Source organism: Streptomyces sp. MK7 (genome assembly GCF_032658145.1).
Lineage (GTDB): Bacteria > Actinomycetota > Actinomycetes > Streptomycetales > Streptomycetaceae > Streptomyces > Streptomyces spiralis.
In genome coordinates this window covers 157,036-176,562 of sequence record NZ_JAVACL010000005.1, presented here as the reverse complement: position 1 = coordinate 176,562, position 19,527 = coordinate 157,036, and the positions used below count along the sequence as shown (strand labels likewise).

Below are 19,527 nucleotides of genomic sequence, written 5' to 3'. Positions count from 1 at the left end.
CCGCGAGGGCTCCCTGCTCTGCGAGGGCTCCCCGGGCTGCGCCCGGCCGAGCGTGCCGGTTCAGGGTGTGGGGTCTCCGGTCCGTGGCGCCGGACTTCCCCGGTCCGGGTCTGCGAGGGTCTCCGGGTCCGGGATGCGGAGGCCCCCCGGACTCCGGGCCGGCGGGTTTCGACGGCCGGGCTGCCGGCCTCCGGCCTCAGGGCGTGATGCGGTCCTCGGGGCCGGGGCGGTGGTGTTCTGCGCCGCCGGCTACACCACGGCCCCGCGGCCCGGGTCGTCTTCGTCCTCGTCGCCCGGCTTCATGCGGGTCACCAGGGTCACGATGCCGCCGAGGAAGCCGCCGATGCAGAGGGTGGTCAGCCACCAGGTCATGTCCCAGCCGAGCAGCACGGCCAGCAGGAGCAGCACCGGGCCGCCGATCACGCCGAGCCAGGCGAACTTGGCGGTCGCGTCCGCCTCGGGCAGCGGCGGCGGCTCCGGGGGCACGAAGTGGCCCTCGTCGTCCTCGCCGAAGTCGTCTTCGGACGGCTCGCGCGGCGAGTAGTCGCGCGGGCCCGCGACGCCCGGCGCGAAGGAGACGGAGCTGCCGAGCGGCGGGCCGGCCGGGGCCGGCTTCCCCTTCTCCTTCGGCTGCTCCGACCGGGGAGGATCGTCGTCCTCGCCCGGCATGTCCGGCAGCACCAGGTCCTCGATCGGCCGGAACGGCCGCGCACCCGGCGGGTCCGGCGGCTCATCGCCGTACCCGGCGACGATCGCCGCCCAGGCGGCCTCCTCGTCGAAGGGCGTGCCGCCTTCCGGCCCGCCCGGCTCGTCGGATCCGGCCTCATCGGCCGCCGGCTTCACCGGCTCGACCGGCTCGCGGTTCTCGCGGCCCTCGCGGTCGGAGTCGTGCTCAGCCACCTGCCGCCGTCCCTTCCTTGCCGACACTGGGTGCGATCCGGCCGATGAAGCCGAAGCTCTCCCCGAAGATCCGGTCCGCGTCGTTGTCCAACGTCGCGACGTGGTAGCTGTGTTCCAGCAGCACCTCGGTGACGTCCACGGAGGAGACCCGGCTGAGGATCCGCGCCGAGTCGGCCGGCGGCACCACATGGTCCTGGGGGCTGCGCAGAAGCAGCAGCGGCTGCGTGACCTGCGGAAGCTCGCCGTCGACCAGCCGGAAGAAGGCCCTGAGCGAGTGCGCGCAGTGCAGCGGCACCCGGTCGTAGCCCAGCTCCGCGCCGTCCGCCTTGGCGATGTCGCTGGCGATGCCCTTCGTGGTACGCACCAGGTGCCGGGCGACGGGCAGGGCGTACGCGGACAGGCCGTGCACCTTGTTCGCCGGGTTGACCACCACGACCCCGGCGACCGCGTCCCCGTGCCGCGCCGCCAGCCGGAGCGCCAGCGCACCGCCCATGGACAGCCCGGCCACGAACACGTGCGCGCACCGCTCGCGCAGGGCGCGCAGCTCGCGGTCCACCTCCGCGTACCAGTCCTGCCACCCGGTGATCGCCATGTCCTCCCAGCGCGACCCGTGCCCGGGCAGCAGCGGGAGCGAGACCGTCAGGCCGCGCTCGGCGAGATACTCGGCCCAGGAGCGCAGCGACTGGGGGGAACCGGTGAAGCCGTGGCAGAGGAGGACGCCGACCTCCCCGCCCTCATGGCGGAACGGCTCGGCTCCGGGGAGGACCGGCACGTCGGTCTCCTGTTCGTGAAATCGGCTCAGCACGTCGATGGCAGGTACTTCACCGTACGCGACGGCACTGACACCGACCAGGGTCGTCGGCTCCTTCGGCACCACTTGGGGTTATGGTCTGATCGACACACACAGGAGGCACTCGGTTGTTCTACGGCACGATGAAGGTCGCCATCGGGGGGCCGCTGAAGCTCGCCTTCAGGCCCTGGGTGGAGGGCCTGGAGAACATTCCGGCCGAGGGCCCCGCCATTCTGGCGAGCAATCACCTGTCGTTCTCGGACTCGTTCTTCCTGCCCGTGGTCCTCGACCGCAAGGTCACCTTCATCGCGAAGGCCGAGTACTTCACCACGCCCGGAGTGAAGGGCCGGCTGACCGCCGCCTTCTTCAAGGGCGTCGGCCAGCTCCCCGTGGACCGCTCCGGCGCGCGCGGCGCGGGCGAGGCGGCGATCAGGAGCGGCATCGAGGTGCTGGAGCGCGGCGAGCTGTTCGGCATCTACCCCGAGGGCACCCGCTCGCCCGACGGCCGTCTGTACCGCGGCAAGCCGGGCGGTCTGGCCCGCGTGGCGCTGGCCACCGGGGCGCCCGTCATCCCGGTCGCCATGATCGACACGGAGAAGATCCAGCCCCCCGGGAAGGTCGTCCCCAAGCTGATGCGTCCGGGCATCCGGATCGGCAGGCCGCTGGACTTCACCCGCTACCAGGGCATGGAGCAGGACCGCTTCGTGCTGCGGGCGCTGACCGACGAGGTCATGTACGAGATCATGAAGCTCTCGGGGCAGGAGTACGTCGACATCTACGCGACCGCCGCCAAGCGGCAGATCGCCGAGGCGGCCAAGGCCGAGAAGGAGGCGGAGAAGGCGGCGAAGGCCGCCCTCGCCCAGGCCACGAAGGACCAGGCCGAGAAGGAGAAGAAGGCGCAGTGACGCGGTAGGGGAGGAACGCGCAGAAAGGGACGGGCGGACCGCACAGCCGGCAGGACCAGGAGCAGGCGGGCCAGGACCAAGGGGGGGCATGCCCAGGCGTGAGCGTGTCATGAGGATGTCGGTCGAGCTGCCGCTGTGGCGTGCGCTCGCCGGGTACCGGGTGCTGACCATGCTCTACGCGGTCGGCCTGTTCGCCACCGCCTACGACCGCTTCCCCCGCCCCTGGGTCGCCGTCGCCTACTACTGCGTGCTGTGCGTGTGGACCCTCGCCACCCTGCCCAGGGTCGCGAGCGCCGCGAGCTGCACCAAACGGTTCCTCGCCGTCGACCTCGCCCTGGCGGTGACCGGCATCCTCCTCACGCCCCTGGCCGACACGCATGCGCGGATCGCGGACGGCGGCCCGACCCTGCCGTCGATCTGGACCGCCGGCTCCGTCCTCGCCTTCGCCCTCAAGGGCGGCTGGCGCTGGGCCGCTCTCGCCTCCACCGCGGTCGCCGTCGCCAATCTGATCGAGCGCGGCAGCCCGGCCCGCGACACCGTGCACAACGTGATCCTGGTCTGGGTCGCCTCGATCGCCATCGGCTATGTCGTCGAGGTCGCCCGCGCCTCCGAGCGCACCCTCGCCCGCGCCCTGGAGATCGAGGCCGCGACCCGCGAGCGGGAGCGGCTGGCCCGGGACATCCACGACGGCGTGCTGCAGGTGCTCGCCATGGTGCAGCGGCGCGGCGCGGTCATCGGCGGTGAGGCGGCGGAGCTGGGCCGGCTGGCGGGGGAGCAGGAGGCGGCGCTGCGCACTCTGGTCTCCGGCGGTCTGGTCCCCGTCTCCCGGGTCTCGCAGGACGCGGCCGAGGGCGCGGTCGTACGGATGGTGGACGACGAGACCGACGAGGACGGCGAGGAGCGCGACCGGAGCGGCCCCGTCGACCTGCGCTCCCTGCTGGCCCGCTGGGCCGGCTCCCGGGTCAGCCTCGCCGAGCCCGGCGCACCGGTCCTGCTGCCGCCCGCGGTCGCCCGGGAGATGGCCGCGGCCGTCGGCGCCGCGCTGGACAACGTCCGCAGGCACGCGGGTGAGGACGCCTGGGCATGGATCCTCGTCGAGGACGAACCGGAGTGCGTGCTCGTGACCGTACGGGACGACGGGCCCGGCATCCCCGAGGGCCGGCTCGCCCAGGCCGAGGGCGAGGGCCGGCTCGGCGTCGCCCAGGCGATCAAGGGCCGGCTGCGCGACATCGGCGGCACCGCCGAGCTGGTCTCGGTGCCCGGCCAGGGCACGGAGGTCGAGCTGAAGGTGCCCAGGAACCCGAAGAAGACGAAAGCGGAGAGCAGATGAGCGCACGGCAGGACCCGATCAGGGTCATGGTGGTCGACGACCACCCCATGTGGCGGGACGCCGTCGCCCGCGACCTGACCGAGTCCGGCTTCGAGGTGGTCGCCACCGCGGGCGACGGCGAACAGGCGGTGCGCCGCGCCCGGGCCGCCGCCCCCGACGTGCTCGTCCTGGACCTCAACCTGCCCGCCAAGCCCGGTGTGCGGGTCTGCAAGGAACTCGTCGCCGCCAACCCGGCGCTGCGGGTCCTGGTGCTGTCCGCGAGCGGCGAGCACGCCGATGTGCTGGAGGCCGTGAAGTCGGGTGCCACGGGCTATCTGCTGAAGTCGGCCTCCACGGGGGAACTGCTGGACGCGGTGCGCCGTACCGCCGTCGGCGACCCGGTGTTCACCCCCGGCCTGGCCGGGCTGGTCCTCGGCGAGTACCGCCGACTGGCCGCCGAGCCCGCCCCCGCCTCCGGGCCCGGTGCCGACGAGCCGAAGGCGCCCCGGCTCACCGAGCGCGAGACCGAGGTGCTGCGCCTGGTCGCCAAGGGCCTGAGCTACAAGCAGATCGCCGAGCGTCTGGTCATCTCCCACCGCACGGTCCAGAACCACGTCCAGAACACCCTCGGCAAGCTCCAGTTGCACAACCGAGTCGAGCTGGTCCGCTACGCCATCGAACGGGGGCTCGACGGCGACTGACGGCGCCGCCCGAGGGATCTCGCCCAGCGATCCCGCCGAGATGCCTCGCCCCGCGCTCGCGTCAAGCCGCGTACGCGGCTCATCCGCTCTTTCGGGTGGATTTGCCGTGATCAACTACGGGACATTTCACCGGAATTGACTTTCCCGCCCATGCCGAAGTGACCTGCGTCACCATTAGCGTGACCCTCACCAGGCAACCGCGGCGAAGGGACATTTCCATGCGGGTCGGAGTACTGACCGGAGGCGGCGACTGCCCCGGGCTCAACGCCGTCATCCGGGGCGTCGTCCGCAAGGGCGTGCAGGAGTACGGCTATGACTTCGTCGGCTTCCGGGACGGCTGGCGAGGGCCCCTGGAGAACGACACCGTCCGCCTCGACATCCCCGCGGTGCGCGGCATCCTGCCCCGCGGCGGCACCATCCTCGGCTCCTCGCGCACCAACCCCCTCAAGCAGGAGGACGGGATCCGGCGCATCAAGGACAACCTCGCCAAGCAGGAGGTGGAGGCGCTCATCGCGATCGGCGGCGAGGACACCCTGGGTGTCGCCGCCCGGCTGAGCGACGAGTACGGCATGCCCTGCGTCGGCGTCCCCAAGACCATCGACAACGACCTGTCGGCCACCGACTACACCTTCGGCTTCGACACCGCGGTCGGGATCGCCACCGAGGCCATCGACCGGCTCCACACCACCGCCGAGTCCCACATGCGGGTGCTGGTCTGCGAGGTGATGGGCCGGCACGCAGGCTGGATCGCCCTGCACTCCGGACTCGCCGGCGGCGCCAACGTCATCCTCATCCCCGAACAGCGCTTCGACCTCGACCAGGTGTGCGCCTGGATCACCTCCCGCTTCAAGGCGTCGTACGCCCCGATCGTGGTCGTCGCGGAAGGCGCCATGCCCAAGGACGGCCAGATGGTCCTCAAGGACGAGTCGCTGGACTCCTTCGGGCACGTCCGGCTCTCCGGGGTGGGCGAGTGGCTGGCCAAGGAGATCGAGAAGCGCACCGGCAAGGAGGCGCGGACCACCGTCCTCGGGCACATCCAGCGCGGCGGCACCCCCAGCGCCTTCGACCGCTGGCTCGCCACCCGCTTCGGGCTGCACGCCGTCGACTGCGTCCACGACGGCGACTTCGGCAAGATGGTCGCCCTGCGCGGCACCGACATCGTCCGCGTACCGATCGCCGAGGCCACCGCGAAGCTGAAGACGGTCGACCCGAAGCTGTACGAGGAGGTCGGGGTCTTCTTCGGCTGACGCTGGCCCCGGACGGCTACACGGTCGTGCGGCGCAGCTGCCCGATCAGTTCCCGCACGACCGCGGCCCCGTTCAGGCTCAGCACCGACTCCGGGTGGAACTGAACACCGGCGAAGCCCGGACCCCGTACGGCGTGCACCTCCCCGTTCTCCGCCCGGCTCACCTCCACCCCGTGCGCGGCCAGTTCCCGTGCCGCCTCCTCGTCGCAGCGGGCCACGAAGCTGTTGTAGAAGCCGACGGTCTCCGCCCGCCCGAACAGGTCGATCCCCGTCTGCGCACCCTGGTACGGCACTTCCTTCCGTACGATCTCGAGCCCCAGCTCCGCCGCGATCAGCTCGTGCCCCAGGCACACCCCGAGCACGCCGTGCCGGTGTTCCCGGATCACCTGGGCGGCCAGCTCCCGCAGGAACCGCATCTTCGGGTCGGCGAGGTCCGAGGGGTCGCCCGGGCCGGGGCCGAGCACGACCGGTCCCCCGTGCGCGAGGACGGTCTCGCGCAGCCCCGGCTCGTCGTGGCGCCGTACCGTCACCTCCAGGCCGGCCGAGCGCAGCACGTGCGCCAGCATCGCCGTGAAGGTGTCCTCGCCGTCGACCACCAGGGCGTGCCCCTCGAGGGAGCCGGACCGCTCCTGCATCCGCAGCCAGAACGGCGCCAGCGAGGCCCGGCGCCCGTCCAGCGCCGCCCGCACCCGCGGGTCGTCGTCGAGGCGGGGCAGCGCCCGCTCGGTGTGCGGCCGGCCGGGACGTACGCCCAGCGCCGCCAGCACGCCCGCCGCCTTCGCGTGCGTCTCGGCGACCTCGCTCGCCGGGTCCGAACCGCGCACCAGGGTCGCGCCGACCGGCACGCGCAGCCGCCCGCCCGCGTCGATGTCGGCGGTGCGGATCAGGATGGGGGAGTCCAGGGTCTGGGTGCCGCCGGGGTCCCGGCCGAGCAGCGCGAGGGCACCCGCGTAGTACCCGCGTCCGACACCGTCCCGCCCGAGGGGCTCATGGCGCTCGATGACCCGGCAGGCGTTCTGCACCGGCGAGCCGGTGACGGTCGCCGCGAACATCGTCTCCCGCAGCACCTCCCGGACATCCAGCGAGGACCGCCCGCGCAGCTCGTACTCGGTGTGCGCGAGATGCGCCATCTCCTTCAGCCGCGGCCCCACCACGACACCGCCCATGTCACCGACGGTGCACATCATCTTGAGCTCCTCGTCGACGACCATCGACAGCTCCTCGATCTCCTTGCCGTCGGCCAGGAAGCCCAGCAGGTGCTCGGGGGTCGGGCCCTCGGCCGGGTAGCGGTACGTCCCGCTGATCGGGTTCATGACGACGGTGCCTCCGGACATCCGGACATGCACCTCCGGGCTCGCTCCGACCAGAGTCCGGTCACCGGTGTGCACGACGAACGTCCAGTACGCCCCCCGCTCGCCCTCCAGCAGCCGCCGGAACAGCGCCAGCGCGTCGGACCTGCCGAAGCCGGGGATCCGGCCCTCGTACGTCCGCCGGATCACGAAGTTCGCGCCCTCGCCCGCGCCGATCTCGTCGGTCAGCACCCGCCCGACGATCTGCGCGTACTCCTCGTCGCCCACGTCGAAGCCGTCGCCCTCGACCCGGACCTCGCGCGCCGGCAGCTGCGCCAGCGCCTCGGCGAGCGGGATCGCGTACGACTCCTCGGGCGTCAGCACCATCAGCGGGGTGCCGTCGTCGCGGACGTCGAAGCCGCGCTCGCGGATCTGACGGAAGGGGACCAGCGCCAGGCCCTCGTCGGGCAGCTCGGCCAGGGTCTCCCGGGTGCTCACCGGGCCGAGCAGCAACTCGACCAGGTCGTGGTCGTGCCCGGGGGCACGGCGCCGCAGCAGGGCGAACGGGCGGGGATCGTGCAGCAGCTGTGCCAGGTCCATGGGTTCCTCTTCCGTCGATCTCGGTCGATGTCGGTGAGGAACGACCCGGGTGCCGCACACACCGAAGGCCGCCCCTCGGGCGGCCTTCGCGAAGTGTGGGATACGCGCAGTCAGCGGGCCGCCGGAGAAGCGGTCCACCACCAGTTCTGGTTCTGGGTCGAATGCGCGAACATGCCCGGCACCCTACCGCACACCGTCCGCGACCGCGCACCTTCTGTCTCACTTGATGAGCAGATGAATGGACCGGCGGAGCGACCCCGTAGTGTTGAGAAGGTGACCGTGAACGCTAAGACCAGCGCGAGCGCTGGCAACACCTGGCGAAACCTGCCCGCGGCGCAGCAGCCCGAGTACTCCGACCCCGAGGCTCTGCGCGCAGTGATCGCGGACCTCGAGTCGTATCCGCCGCTCGTCTTCGCGGGCGAGTGCGACCAGCTGCGCGCCCGGATGGGAGCCGTCGCCAGGGGCGAGGCGTTCCTGCTCCAGGGCGGCGACTGCGCGGAAGCCTTCGACGCGGTGTCCGCCGACCACATCCGCAACAAGCTCAAGACGCTGCTCCAGATGGGCGCCGTGCTCACGTACGCCGCCTCGGTGCCGGTGGTGAAGGTCGGCCGGATCGCCGGCCAGTACTCCAAGCCGCGCTCCAAGCCGACCGAGACCCGTGACGGCGTGACGCTGCCGACCTACCGCGGCGACTCCGTCAACGGCTTCGAGTTCACCGAGGAGGCCCGCGTCCCGGACCCCGAGCGGCTGAAGCGGATGTACCACGCCTCCGCCTCCACGCTGAACCTGGTGCGCGCCTTCACCACCGGCGGCTACGCCGACCTGCGCCAGGTGCATGCCTGGAACCAGGACTTCGTGAAGTCCTCCCCGTCCGGCCAGCGCTACGAGCAGCTCGCCCGGGAGATCGACAGCGCGCTGAACTTCATGCGGGCCTGCGGCACCGACCCGGAGGAGTTCAAGACCGTCGAGTTCTACTCCTCGCACGAGGCGCTGCTGCTCGACTACGAGTCGGCGCTGACCAGGACCGACTCGCGCACCGGACAGCTGTACGACGTCTCGGCGCACATGGTGTGGATCGGTGAGCGCACCCGGCAGCTGGACCACGCGCACATCGAGTTCGCCTCGAGGATCCGCAACCCGATCGGCATCAAGCTCGGCCCGACCACGACGGCCGAGGAGGCGCTGCGGTACATCGAGCGCCTCGACCCGGACCGTGAGCCGGGCCGGCTGACCTTCGTCGTGCGGATGGGCGCGGACAAGGTGCGCGACCGGCTGCCCGAACTGGTGGAGAAGGTCACCGCCTCCGGCGCGACCGTGGCCTGGGTGACCGACCCGATGCACGGCAACACCTTCGAGGCGGCCTCCGGGCACAAGACCCGCCGCTTCGACGACGTGCTCGACGAGGTCAAGGGCTTCTTCGAGGTGCACAAGGCGCTGGGCACGCACCCGGGCGGCATCCACGTGGAGCTGACCGGTGACGATGTCACCGAGTGCGTGGGCGGCGGCGACGAGATCTTCGTCGACGACCTGCACCAGCGCTACGAGACGGCCTGCGACCCGCGGCTCAACCGCAGTCAGTCGCTGGACCTGGCCTTCCTCGTCGCGGAGATGTACCGCGACCAGTGAGGCGGTCGCCCGCTGACGGCCGATGAGTGGGGCGCGGATCACAGACGGTCCGCGCCCCGTCCTCTTTTGCCCGTCCGGCGCGGCGGGTAAGGTTAGGTTTGCCTCACCGAGCAAGTCGGGATGGCACCACTGATCGATCCCGGCGGGAGGTGAGCGGCGCGTGTACGTCTGCAGTTGCTTCGGCGTCACCGAGCAGCAGGTCAAGCAGCACGCGGAGAACGGCGCGTGCACGCCCCGCCAGATCGCCTCCGCCTGCAAGGCGGGAACGGACTGCGGTGGCTGCGTCCGGCGCATCCAGGCGCTGCTCGGCCGGGGCAGCTGCCCGCGCCGGGAACTGGCCGACCGCGGAGCCTCGCCGTTCCCCCGCCTGCCCCAGCCGGCCCCGGCGACGGAACTCGGCGACGCGGCCTAGGTCTAAGACTGACGGACGCCCGGAGCCCTTGAGGCTGTCGCCGCCGTTCTCTGCCGTCGGCCGTTCTCTGCCGTCGGCCCGTCCCCTGCTGTCCGGCCGTCCTAGTGCGTCGAGAAGCCGTGCGTGCCCGGGCCCGAGGGGTCGGGCTGGCTCTGCTCGATCACCGTCGACAGGTAGAGGGCCTCGCCCAGCTTGTCCACCAGCTCCAGCTGGGTGTCCAGGTAGTCGATGTGGTGCTCCTCGTCGGCGAGGATCGCCTCGAAGATGTTCGCGGACGTGATGTCGCCCTTGTCGCGCATCACGTCGACGCCCCGGCGCAGCCGGTCGATGGCCTCGACCTCGATCTGCCGGTCGGCCCGGAACATCTCCGTCACCGTCTGCCCGACCTGCACATGGAAGAGCCGCTGGTAGTTGGGCAGGCCGTCCAGCAGCAGGATGCGGTCGGTGAGGATCTCGGCGTGCCGCATCTCGTCGAAGGACTCGGCCCGCGTGTACTTGGCGAGCGTCGACCACCCCTTGTGGTCCTGCAGCTTCGAATGCAGGAAGTACTGGTTGATGGCGGTGAGCTCGGCGGTCAGCTGCTCGTTGAGCAGTTCGAGGACCTCGGGGTCGCCTTGCATCCTGCGGGCTCCTTCCGGACGGGTCTGGGCCGATAGCGCCGCATGATTGCACCGGCATACAGAGCCGTCCAGTAAGTGCACACTTAGTGCGAGATGCCCGAATCATCCCCGGGCTGGTCATGTGCACCCCGTCCGGTCTGTCAGGATGGAGTCATGGGTCAGCCGGTGGAACGCGCATCTGGGGACGCGTCTGGAGCGAGTGCGAGAGGAGCGTCCGGAGCGGCGTTCGGGGGAGCGGCACAGCCGGAGCTCCCGCCGGGGCAGCGGCTGCAGCGCGGCTGGCCGGTCACGCACTACGGGCCCGTGCCAAAGTTCCGGCCGGAGCGCTGGGAGTTCCGGGTCTTCGGCGCCACTGCCGACGGGGAGAAGCACTGCTGGACCCACGAGGAGTTCACGGCCCTGCCCTACACCACCGTGGTGGCCGACCTGCACTGCGTCACGAAGTACAGCATGCTCGGCGCCGAATGGGGCGGCATCCCGGCCCGGACGATCCTGGACCTCGCGCCGCCCGCGCCGAACGTCACCCATGTGATGGTGTGGGCCGAGTACGGCTTCAGCTCCAACCTCCGCATCGCCGACTTCGGCTCCGGGCGCACCCTCTTCGCCACTCACAAGGACGGCGAGCTCCTCACCGCCGAGCACGGCTTCCCGCTCCGGCTGATCGTCCCCCACCTGTACGCCTGGAAGGGCCCCAAGTGGGTGCGCGGAGTGGAGTACATGACCGCCGACCGCCGCGGCTTCTGGGAGGAACGCGGCTACCACAACATCGGCGACCCCTGGAAGGAACAGCGCTACTCCTACCAGGAGGAACCGGGCGACGGGCCGGAGCTGTGAGGTCTTCCCCCCGGCTGCCGCCCGTCCGGCCGCTCAGCCGTCCCTGAGCTTCTTCAGCCGTTCCACGTCCGCCGCGTGGCCCTCCTTGCCGCCGGGGGTTTCGATGATCAGGGGGACGCCCTCGGTGGCGGGGTGGGTCAGCAGGGCGCGGAAGGGGTCCTCGCCGATGTGGCCGGCGCCGATGTTCTCGTGACGGTCCTTGTGTGCGCCCACCACGTCCTTGGAGTCGTTGGCGTGGATCAGCTTCAGCCGGCCGGCGCCGACCGTGTCCACCAGCAGGTCCAGGGTCTGGTGCATGCCGCTCGGGCCGGTCAGGTCGTGCCCGGCGGCGAAGACGTGGCAGGTGTCCAGGCACACGCCCAGCCTCGGATGGTTCTCCAGCGCCTCGAAGTACGGCCCGAAGTCCCAGGTCCGGGAGCAGAGTGAGGCGCCCTGGCCCGCGGTCGACTCCAGGAGCAGGTACGGATCGTCGTCGTGGGTGAGCTCGTCCAGCAGCGGCAGCATGTGCGTGCGCACCTGCTTCAGCGCCACGGCCCGTTCCCGGCCGCCGGTCGCGCTCCCCGTGTGCACGACGACGCCCAGCGCGCCGATCTCCCGGCCGCGCCGCAGCGAGTGCCGCAGCGACGCCACCGACCGCTCGACGGTCGCCTCGGTGTGCGAGCCGAAGTTGATCAGGTATGGCGCGTGGACGTACGCCGGTATCGATTCCTCCGCGCAGGCCGCGCGGAACTCCTCGTCCTGCCTGGCACTGCCCGCGGGCGTGGCCCAGCCGCGCGGATTGGCGACGAAGACCTGCACGGTCTCGGCGCCCAGCTCACGGGCGTAGGACAGGCCCACGGAGCTCAGACCGCCCGCGACGGGCACATGGCTGCCCACGGGGTTGCGGGAGCGGCCCGGGAGGGACGGAAGGGCGCGGGGAGTGGGGGAGTGCTCACTGCTCACCCGTTCAGGGTGTCACGTGGCAGGGGGGCGCCGGCGGCGGGCCGCCGTGATCCCGGTCTCCTCGCCGACGGCGGCGACCGCCGTCACCTGATGGTGATCGTTATCGTCGAGCCCTTGGGCGCCCGCTCGCCGCCGTCCACCGACTGCTTCTTGACGGTGTCGCCGAACAGCCCGAGGATCCCGCGGTCCTCCTCGACCTTGAAGCCGGCCTGCTGGAGCGTCTTCTTGGCGTCGTCGACGCTGTCGCCGGTCACGTCCGGCACCTCGACCATCTCCGGGCCCTTGGACAGCGTCAGCGTGACCGTGTCGCCCTCGGCGGCCTTGCCGCCGCCCGCCGGGGTCTGCGCGGCGACCTGCCCCTTGTCGTACTCGGAGTTGATCCGCTGCGGTGCGACCGTCACCTTCAGGCCCGCGTCCTGAAGGTCGGACCTCGCCTCGTCCGGGTCCTCGCCGGTGACGTCCGGCACGTCCACCGGGCGGCCCTTGCTGACGACGACCGCGATCGCCGAGCCGGCGTGCCGCTCCGTGCCCGCCTCGGGGTCCGTGCTGATCACCGAGCCCTTGGGGACGCCATCGCTGAAGGCCCGGCTCACCATGCCCGGCTCCAGCCCGGCCTTCCTCAGCAGGCGCTGCGCCTCACCCAGCGGGCGCCCCTTCAGGGCGGGCACCTTCACCGTCTCCGGGCCGTCGGAGACGGTGAGCGTCACCGAGTCGTGGCTGCGGATCCGGGTGCCCGCCTCGGGGTCCGTGCTGATGACCGTGCCCCGCGCGACCGTGTCGCTGTAGGCGTGCCTGACGTCCTTGACCTCGAGACCGGCCGCGTCGAGCCGCTGCCGCGCCTGCGTCTCCGTCTTCGCCAGCAGCGGCGGGACCTTGGTGAACTGGCCGGAGTTGATGTACCACACGCCGCCGCCGACCCCGAGGACCAGCAGGACGGCGGCGACCACGGTCAGCAGGACGCGCCGGGGCCGGCGGGCCGGACGCCGCGGCGCGGGGGGAGTCTCCAGGCGGCTGGTGCGGTGGACCGCCGCCTCGGCCGCCGAGGCCTCGTCCTCCTCGTTCACGGGCAGCGGGCGCGGCACCGTCAGCGCCCGGGGTATGACGCTCGTACGGTCCTCGGCGTTGTCGTGGTCCTCGGTGAGTGCCTGCGGCGGCACCGCGTCCAGCTGCTCCGGGCCGAGCGCAGCGCGGGCCTCGCGGGCCCGCGCCAGCAGCGCCACCGCGTCGTGCGGCCGTACCTCCGGGTTGCGGGCGGTGGCCGTCGCCACGAGCTCGTCCAGCTCGTACGCCAGCCCCGGCACGGCGGCCGACGGAGCGGGCACGTCCTCGTGGAGGTGCTGGTAGAGCACCTGGGCGGGGCTCTCCCCCTGATGGGGCTTGCCACCGGTCAGCATCTCGTAGAGCACGACCCCGCACGCGTACACATCGACCCGGGGGTCGGCGGTGCCCTGTTCGATCTGCTCGGGGGCGAGGTAGGAGACGGTGCCGAGGACCGCGCCGGTGGTGTTCGTCACCGTGTCCACGGCCCGCACCAGACCGAAGTCGGCGACCTTGACCCGGCCGTCGTCCCCTATCAGGACGTTCTCCGGCTTCATGTCGCGGTGCACGAACCCGGCGCGGTGCGCGGCGCCCAGCGCGGCGAGCACCGGCTCCAGGATGTCCAGGGCGGCGCGCGGCTGCAGCGCCCCGCGCTCGCGCAGCACGTCGCGCAGGGTGCAGCCGGAGACGTACTCCATGGCGAGATAGACGTACGACCCGTCGGTGCCCTGGTCGAAGACCTGCACGACGTTGGGGTGGTCCAGGCGGGCCACCGACTTGGCCTCCCGTATGAACCGCTCGACGAAGGACCCGTCGGCCGCGAGTGAGGGGTGCATCACCTTCAGCGCGAGGACGCGGTCCAGGCGGGTGTCCAGGCCCCGGTAGACCGTGGCCATCCCGCCGACGGCGATCCGCGCGTCGACGCGATAACGGCCGTCGAGCACCTGCCCGACCAATGGGTCCTGAAGGGTCGTATCCACGCAGGCGAGTGTACGAGCCACGACGGACACGGACCGCTCCCAGTCGCTCTCCACGGCCCGACTGCAGCCGACCTGTGACGCGCTGCACACAAGCCCGCGGCCGGCCGTGCGGGAGCCTCGGCCAGTCGTGCGGGAGCCTGCGGGCAGTCGTGCCTCCCTCAGTGCTCAACGCCTGGGAGGTACCCCCAGGCGGCACGGGTGGGCGCAGGCGGACCCCGCCGGCGCGGCGAGCGAACCCCGCTCCGCAACCCGCGAGCACCTAGAAGGCCGGACGCTCCGGATCCAGCACGGCCAAGCCCTCCGCAGGAGAAGACGCCTCGGCGAAGTGCCGCTTGGGGATCCGCCCCGCCAGCCGCGCCATCCGCCCCGCCGCCACCGCATGCCGCATCGCCTCGGCCATCACCGCCGGCTTCTGCGCCCGCGTCACCGCCGAGGCGAGCATCACCCCCGCACACCCCAGCTCCATGGCCAGCGCCACGTCCGAGGCCGTGCCGGCGCCCGCGTCCAGGATCACCGGCACGCGCGCGTGCTCGACGATCAGCTGGAAGTTGTGCGGGTTGCGGATGCCCAGCCCGGACCCGATGGGCGAGCCCAGCGGCATGATCGCCGCACAGCCCACGTCCTCGAGCCTGCGCGCCAGCACCGGGTCGTCGTTGGTGTACGGCAGCACCGTGAAGCCGTCGTCGACCAGCGTCTCCGCCGCGTCCAGCAGCTCGATCGGGTCCGGCAGCAGCGTCCGCTCGTCGGCGATGACCTCCAGCTTGATCAGGTCGGTGCCCAGCGCCTCGCGCGCGAGACGGGCCGTGAGCACCGCCTCGCCCGCCGTGAAGCAGCCCGCCGTGTTGGGCAGCACCCGGATGCCCAGCTTCTCCAGCACCGACAGCACGGAGCCGTGCACCGAGGGGTCCACCCGGCGCATGGCAACGGTGGTCAGCTCCGTGCCGGACGCCACCAGGGCCCGCTCCAGCACCTCCAGGCTGGGCGCACCGCCCGTGCCCATGATCAGCCGGGACGCGAAGGACGTGTCACCGAGGACAAGCAGATCGTCGGCCATGGGTCAGCCTCCCTGCACGGCGGTCAGCACTTCGACGCGGTCGCCCTCGCTCAGGGTCGTGGACGGCCACTGCGCGCGCGGGACCACGGTCTCGTTGAGGGCGGCGGCCACCCCGGAGGGCGCCGCGGTCAGGCTCCGCACGACGGTGTCCAGCACGGTGCCGGGCGAGATACGGCGGGGCTCGCCGTTGACGGAGATGTTCACGCGGGCTGCTCCATCGGGACGGCGGCGAACCGCCGCGGGGTGAAGGGACGGACCTCGTCCGGGAGTTCGCCGGTGGTCAGGACGTGGGCCATGGCGTCACCGGTGACCGGCGTGAGCAGCACGCCGTTGCGGTAGTGGCCGGTGGCCAGCAGCAGCCCGTCCAGCTCGGTCGGGCCGAGCAGCGGCGCGTTGTCGGGTGAGCCGGGGCGCAGCCCGGCCCGGGTCTCGGTCAGCGGCAGCTCGGTGATCCCGGGGGCCAGGTCGTGGGCGTCGCGCAGCAGCTCGTACACCCCGCCGGCCGTCACCGTGGTGTCCCAGCCCAGCTCCTCGCTGGTGGCGCCGATGACCAGCTCGCCGCTGACCCGCGGCACCAGATAGACGTGGCTGCCGCGCACCATGGCCCGCACCGTGCGGCTCAGGAACGGCGCGTAGCGCTTGGGCACGGTCAGCCGCAGCACCTGCCCCTTGACCGGCCGAACCGGTGGCAGCACCTCGTCCGGCACCCCGGCCAGCTGCCCGCTGCGGCTGCCCGCGGCGAGCACCACCTGTTCCGCGCCGAGCTCCGTGCCGTCGCGCAGCACACAGCCCGTGGCCCGGTCCCCCCGCACGGTGAGCCGCTCGGCCCACGCGCGGTGGAGGACCACCCCGGCCCGCTCGCACGCGGCGACCAGGGCGGCGGCGAGCCGCCGCGGGTCGATCTGGTGGTCGCCGTCCACCCGGAGCCCGCCGCGCACGCCCGGCGCGAGCATCGGCTCCAGGCGCCGGCAGTCCCGCCCGGACAGCCACTCCGACTCCAGGCCCGAGGCGCGCTGAAGGCCGTGCAGTTCCCGCAGGTGGGCACGGTCGTCGGCGTCCAGCGCCACGGCGAGCGTGCCGCAGCGGCGGTAGCCGAGGTCGTGGCCGGTCAGCTCGGTCAGCTCGGCCGCGAAGTCCGGATAGCGGCGGGCCGAGGCGAGGTTCAGCCCGAGCAGGGTCTGCTCGCCGTAGTGCAGTTCGGTGACGGCGGCCAGCATTCCGGCCGCCACCTGCGCGGCCCCACCGCCCGGCTCGGGGTCCACCACGGCCGTGGCGAACCCGCGCTGCGCGGCCCGCCAGGCCGTCACGAGCCCGATGATCCCGCCCCCGATGACCAGGACGTCTGACGTACGTGGCAACGACATGGGCGTCCAGCCCCTCCCTTCGCCGGCATGACCCGGATCAGGTTCGTACGGTCGGAGGCCGCCAGCCTCCCTCTCAGCCCGGTGCGTCCGGGCTCCCGCGAGTGCTTGTCGGGGGCCACCCTAGCCCCTGCGGCAGAGCACTCGTAAGGGAGCCTCTCGCATGCCCCCTGACCGACCGAACCGTCGGTGACTATGGTGATCAGGTGAGCGAGCAGACGCAGGAACAGGGCATGTCACAGCCGCGGCGGGTGGTCGTCGTGGGCGCGGGCATGGCCGGTGTGCAGACCGCGGTCGCCCTGCGCGAGCAGGGCTTCGCCGGCACCGTCACGCTGATCGGCGCCGAACCCCACCAGCCCTACGACCGGCCGCCGCTGTCCAAGGCCGTCCTGCTCGGCAAGGCCGAGGGCTCGGCCTTCGACGTCGACTTCGAGTCGCTCGGCCTCGAACTGCGGCTCGGCTGCGAGGCGCTCGCCGTCCGCCCCGACGCCCATGTGCTCGACACCTCCGAGGGACCGGTGCCCTACGACGTCCTCGTCGTCGCCACCGGCGCCGAGCCGATCCGGCTCCCCGGCGCCGAGGGCGTCCCCGGCGTCCATCTGCTGCGCACCCTGGACGACGCCGAACGGCTGCGGCCCGTGCTCGCCGAGCAGCACGACATCGTGGTCGTCGGCGCGGGCTGGATCGGCGCCGAGTTCGCCACCGCCGCCCGCGAGGCGGGCTGCGCGGTGACCGTGGTGGAGGCCGCGGACCGGCCGCTCGCCGAGGCCCTGCCCGCCGAGGTGGCCGCGCCGATGACCACCTGGTACGCCGACAGCGGCGCCGAGCTGCGGACGCACGCGCGCGTGGCACGCGTCGAGCCCGGCGCGGTGGTGCTCGACGACGGCTCGCGGCTGCCCGCGGGCGCCGTCGTCGTGGGCATCGGCGCGCGCCCCGCGACCGCCTGGCTCGCCGGTTCGGGCATCGCGCTGGGGGAGCGGGGGGAGGTGCTCGCCGACGACCATCTGCGCACGTCCGTGCCGGACGTGTACGCCGTCGGGGACTGCGCCTCCTTCCCCTCCAAGCGGTACGGCGAGCGGCTGCTGGTCCACCACTGGGACAACGCGCTCCAGGGCCCGCGCACGGTCGCCGCCGACATGATCGGGCTGACCCCCGCCGCCTACGACCCGGTGCCGTACTTCTGGTCCGAGCAGTTCGGCCGCTTCGTGCAGTACGCCGGTCACCACACGTCCGCCGACGCCACCGTCTGGCGCGGCGAGCCGTCCGGCCCGGCGTGGACGGTCTGCTGGCTGCGCGGAGACCGGCTGGTCGCCCTGCTGGCGGTCGGCCGGCCGCGGGACCTGGCGCAGGGCAGACGGCTGATCGAGGCCGGCACGCCGATGGACCCGGAGCTGCTGGCGGACCCGGCCAGGCCGCTGAAGGCGGCCACGGCGTAGGGCGCCACGCGGTGCGCCGCGGGGTTTCGAGGGGCGCCGCAGGGCGCCGTACGTGCGATGTTCTCCTGCGGGTTCTCCCAGGCGGACGGGCCTGACTTCCGACTGTCGGTGGCGGATGGCAGGCTTGGATCCGTGACCGAGATTGACGCGAAGATCGATGCTCTCGTCCCCGCCTGGCTCACCCTCCCCGAGATCGCCGAGATGCTCGGCGTCGAGGTGACGAGGGTGCGGCAGCTGGTGAAGGAGGGCCAGCTCATCGCCGTACGCCGTGGTGAGAACCGCGCGCTGCACGTGCCCGCCGCCTTCATCGACGGTGACAAGGTCGTCAAGGGCCTGTCCGGGACCTTGACGCTCCTGCGGGACGACGGCTTCACGGTCGAAGAGATGATCGAGTGGCTCTTCACCCCCGACCCGACCCTGCCCGGCACCCCCGCGCAGGCCCTGAGCGAGAATCGCGGCACGGAGGTGAAGCGCCGCGCCCAGGCGCTTGCCGTCTGACCGGTACCGCCTGAACAACCCGTCCGGCGTACGGGCCACGGCGGGGCGGCCACGGCCGCTTCGCCACCGCCGCTCCGCCGCGGCCCGTACGCCCTCGACACACCGCGCCGACAACGCACCACCGCACCGAACCGGGGGAATCCACCCATGCCCGTGCCCGACACCGCCGCAGCCGCCGCCCGTGACCGGCTCGCCGACGCGCGCCTGTACCTGTGCACGGACGCCCGTACCCGCCAGGGCGACCTGCCCGGGTTCCTCGACGCGGTGCTGGCGGGCGGGGTCGACATCGTGCAGCTGCGCGACAAGGGCATGGAGGCGGGGGATGAGCTGGAGCACCTTCAGGTGTTCGCCGACGCCTGCGCCCGCCACGGCAAGCTGCTCGCCGTCAACGACCGCGCCGACGTCGCCCACGCCGCCCGCGCGGACGTGCTCCACCTCGGCCAGGACGACCTGCCGGTGCCCGCGGCCCGCGCGATACTCGGCGACGGCGTCCTGATCGGCCGCTCCACGCACGCCGAGTCCGAGGCCGCCGCGGCCGCCGTCCAGGACGGCGTGGACTACTTCTGCACGGGCCCCTGCTGGCCCACCCCCACCAAGCCCGGCCGCCACGCACCCGGCCTCGGCCTGGTCCGGTACGCGGCCTCCCTCGGCACCGACCGCCCCTGGTTCGCCATCGGCGGCATCGACCTCGGCAACCTGGACGAGGTCCTCGACGCCGGCGCCCGCCGTGTCGTCGTGGTCCGGGCGATCACCGAGGCCGAGGACCCCGGCGCGGCGGCGGCCGAGTTCGCCAAGCGGCTGCGGCAGGCGGACACGCCCTGACCGGGCGGTCGAGCAGGGCGACGGCGGGGCAGGCGTCTCGCCTTCCGGACGGCCGGGGCACTCCTACCGCCTCGTATCGGGCCCGGTTGTCCGACAGGTGGACAAGAACCCGGCAATTCCGGCAAATTCCCGGCGTTCGGTTGGGGGACCGCCGCCCCCTGGCT

The 19,527-nt window shown here is 72.5% G+C and carries 20 protein-coding genes and 1 riboswitch; of the genes, 10 read left to right on the top strand and 10 right to left on the bottom strand.

Going from position 1 to position 19,527, the window contains the following annotated elements:
* Positions 1–249: 249 nt before the first annotated feature.
* Complete coding sequence (locus tag R2S09_RS09520) at positions 250–900, bottom strand: hypothetical protein (RefSeq protein ID WP_306183442.1); 651 nt, start codon at positions 898–900, stop codon at positions 250–252.
* Positions 893–1,672, bottom strand: a complete 780-nt coding sequence (locus R2S09_RS09515; RefSeq protein WP_316740500.1) for an alpha/beta fold hydrolase — start codon at positions 1,670–1,672, stop codon at positions 893–895. The genes R2S09_RS09520 and R2S09_RS09515 overlap by 8 nt, the downstream gene beginning before the upstream one ends.
* 161 nt (positions 1,673–1,833) lie before the next feature.
* On the opposite strand from R2S09_RS09515, the gene R2S09_RS09510 reads away from it, so the two are divergent.
* The 4 genes from R2S09_RS09510 (at position 1,834) to R2S09_RS09495 (ending at position 5,852) form a co-directional block, all read left to right on the top strand.
* On the top strand, positions 1,834–2,595 hold the full coding sequence (locus R2S09_RS09510; RefSeq protein WP_316740499.1) for a lysophospholipid acyltransferase family protein: 762 nt from the start codon (positions 1,834–1,836) through the stop codon (positions 2,593–2,595).
* An 88-nt stretch (positions 2,596–2,683) separates the two neighbouring features.
* Complete coding sequence (gene macS, locus R2S09_RS09505) at positions 2,684–3,925, top strand: MacS family sensor histidine kinase (protein WP_316740418.1); 1,242 nt, start codon at positions 2,684–2,686, stop codon at positions 3,923–3,925.
* Positions 3,922–4,605, top strand: coding sequence for a response regulator transcription factor (locus tag R2S09_RS09500; RefSeq protein ID WP_316740417.1), 684 nt, complete (start codon positions 3,922–3,924; stop codon positions 4,603–4,605). The genes macS and R2S09_RS09500 overlap by 4 nt, the downstream gene beginning before the upstream one ends.
* Positions 4,606–4,823: 218 nt before the next feature.
* Positions 4,824–5,852: a 6-phosphofructokinase gene (locus tag R2S09_RS09495; protein ID WP_306183447.1), complete on the top strand. Its 1,029-nt coding sequence runs from the start codon at positions 4,824–4,826 to the stop codon at positions 5,850–5,852.
* 16 nt (positions 5,853–5,868) lie between these two features.
* Here the strand turns inward: R2S09_RS09495 and R2S09_RS09490 are convergent, their stop codons facing one another.
* The gene (locus R2S09_RS09490; RefSeq protein WP_316740416.1) at positions 5,869–7,740 is read right to left on the bottom strand and encodes an anthranilate synthase family protein; all 1,872 of its coding nucleotides are present in this window, start codon (positions 7,738–7,740) and stop codon (positions 5,869–5,871) included.
* Positions 7,741–7,850: 110 nt separating this feature from the next.
* Entirely contained in the window at positions 7,851–7,913 is a 63-nt protein-coding gene (locus R2S09_RS40530; protein WP_358864531.1) for a trp operon leader peptide, read from the bottom strand.
* A gap of 100 nt (positions 7,914–8,013) precedes the next feature.
* Here R2S09_RS40530 and R2S09_RS09485 point away from each other — a divergent pair, with 100 nt between their 5' ends.
* Entirely contained in the window at positions 8,014–9,366 is a 1,353-nt protein-coding gene (locus R2S09_RS09485) for a class II 3-deoxy-7-phosphoheptulonate synthase (RefSeq protein ID WP_316740415.1), read from the top strand.
* 160 nt (positions 9,367–9,526) lie between these two features.
* Positions 9,527–9,778 carry a (2Fe-2S)-binding protein gene (locus tag R2S09_RS09480; RefSeq protein ID WP_316740414.1) on the top strand — a complete coding sequence of 84 codons (252 nt, stop codon included), beginning with the start codon at positions 9,527–9,529 and terminating at the stop codon, positions 9,776–9,778.
* Between the two features lie 101 nt (positions 9,779–9,879).
* Here the strand turns inward: R2S09_RS09480 and bfr are convergent, their stop codons facing one another.
* Positions 9,880–10,398 carry a bacterioferritin gene (gene bfr, locus R2S09_RS09475; RefSeq protein ID WP_306183453.1) on the bottom strand — a complete coding sequence of 173 codons (519 nt, stop codon included), beginning with the start codon at positions 10,396–10,398 and terminating at the stop codon, positions 9,880–9,882.
* Between the two features lie 153 nt (positions 10,399–10,551).
* On the opposite strand from bfr, the gene R2S09_RS09470 reads away from it, so the two are divergent.
* A complete protein-coding gene (locus R2S09_RS09470; RefSeq protein WP_306183454.1) occupies positions 10,552–11,232 on the top strand; it encodes a sulfite oxidase-like oxidoreductase in 681 nt (226 codons plus the stop codon).
* 33 nt (positions 11,233–11,265) lie between these two features.
* On the opposite strand, the gene R2S09_RS09465 is transcribed toward R2S09_RS09470, so the two are convergent.
* The 5 genes from R2S09_RS09465 to thiO form a co-directional block, all read right to left on the bottom strand.
* Positions 11,266–12,174 (bottom strand): deoxyribonuclease IV, encoded by a 909-nt coding sequence (locus tag R2S09_RS09465; protein WP_306183455.1) that lies wholly within the window; start codon positions 12,172–12,174, stop codon positions 11,266–11,268.
* An 83-nt stretch (positions 12,175–12,257) separates the two neighbouring features.
* Complete coding sequence (pknB, locus tag R2S09_RS09460; protein WP_316740413.1) at positions 12,258–14,192, bottom strand: Stk1 family PASTA domain-containing Ser/Thr kinase; 1,935 nt, start codon at positions 14,190–14,192, stop codon at positions 12,258–12,260.
* Positions 14,193–14,451: 259 nt separating this feature from the next.
* Positions 14,452–15,246 (bottom strand): thiazole synthase, encoded by a 795-nt coding sequence (locus R2S09_RS09455; protein WP_316740412.1) that lies wholly within the window; start codon positions 15,244–15,246, stop codon positions 14,452–14,454.
* A 3-nt stretch (positions 15,247–15,249) separates the two neighbouring features.
* Positions 15,250–15,450, bottom strand: a complete 201-nt coding sequence (thiS, locus tag R2S09_RS09450) for a sulfur carrier protein ThiS (protein WP_316740411.1) — start codon at positions 15,448–15,450, stop codon at positions 15,250–15,252.
* Entirely contained in the window at positions 15,447–16,610 is a 1,164-nt protein-coding gene (thiO, locus tag R2S09_RS09445; protein WP_316740410.1) for a glycine oxidase ThiO, read from the bottom strand. Before thiO ends, thiS begins: the two co-directional genes overlap by 4 nt.
* Positions 16,608–16,719: riboswitch (TPP riboswitch) on the bottom strand. Its footprint overlaps the gene before it by 3 nt.
* A 94-nt stretch (positions 16,720–16,813) precedes the next feature.
* Here thiO and R2S09_RS09440 point away from each other — a divergent pair.
* From R2S09_RS09440 to thiE, 3 genes are all read left to right on the top strand, one after another.
* On the top strand, positions 16,814–18,043 hold the full coding sequence (locus R2S09_RS09440) for an FAD-dependent oxidoreductase (protein ID WP_316740409.1): 1,230 nt from the start codon (positions 16,814–16,816) through the stop codon (positions 18,041–18,043).
* A 132-nt stretch (positions 18,044–18,175) separates the two neighbouring features.
* Complete coding sequence (locus tag R2S09_RS09435) at positions 18,176–18,541, top strand: Rv2175c family DNA-binding protein (RefSeq protein ID WP_306183465.1); 366 nt, start codon at positions 18,176–18,178, stop codon at positions 18,539–18,541.
* Between the two features lie 153 nt (positions 18,542–18,694).
* On the top strand, positions 18,695–19,363 hold the full coding sequence (gene thiE / locus R2S09_RS09430; protein ID WP_316740498.1) for a thiamine phosphate synthase: 669 nt from the start codon (positions 18,695–18,697) through the stop codon (positions 19,361–19,363).
* The last annotated feature ends 164 nt before the right edge of the window (positions 19,364–19,527 follow it).

Coding starts and splice junctions, on each gene's coding strand:
- macS (WP_316740418.1), top strand. CDS start 2,684: ATGCCCAGGCGTGAGCGTGTCATGAGGATGTCGGTCGAGCTGCCGCTG.
- R2S09_RS09455 (WP_316740412.1), bottom strand. CDS start 15,246: ATGGCCGACGATCTGCTTGTCCTCGGTGACACGTCCTTCGCGTCCCGG.
- thiO (WP_316740410.1), bottom strand. CDS start 16,610: ATGTCGTTGCCACGTACGTCAGACGTCCTGGTCATCGGGGGCGGGATC.
- R2S09_RS09500 (WP_316740417.1), top strand. CDS start 3,922: ATGAGCGCACGGCAGGACCCGATCAGGGTCATGGTGGTCGACGACCAC.
- R2S09_RS09490 (WP_316740416.1), bottom strand. CDS start 7,740: ATGGACCTGGCACAGCTGCTGCACGATCCCCGCCCGTTCGCCCTGCTG.
- R2S09_RS09470 (WP_306183454.1), top strand. CDS start 10,552: ATGGGTCAGCCGGTGGAACGCGCATCTGGGGACGCGTCTGGAGCGAGT.
- bfr (WP_306183453.1), bottom strand. CDS start 10,398: ATGCAAGGCGACCCCGAGGTCCTCGAACTGCTCAACGAGCAGCTGACC.
- R2S09_RS09510 (WP_316740499.1), top strand. CDS start 1,834: ATGAAGGTCGCCATCGGGGGGCCGCTGAAGCTCGCCTTCAGGCCCTGG.
- R2S09_RS09495 (WP_306183447.1), top strand. CDS start 4,824: ATGCGGGTCGGAGTACTGACCGGAGGCGGCGACTGCCCCGGGCTCAAC.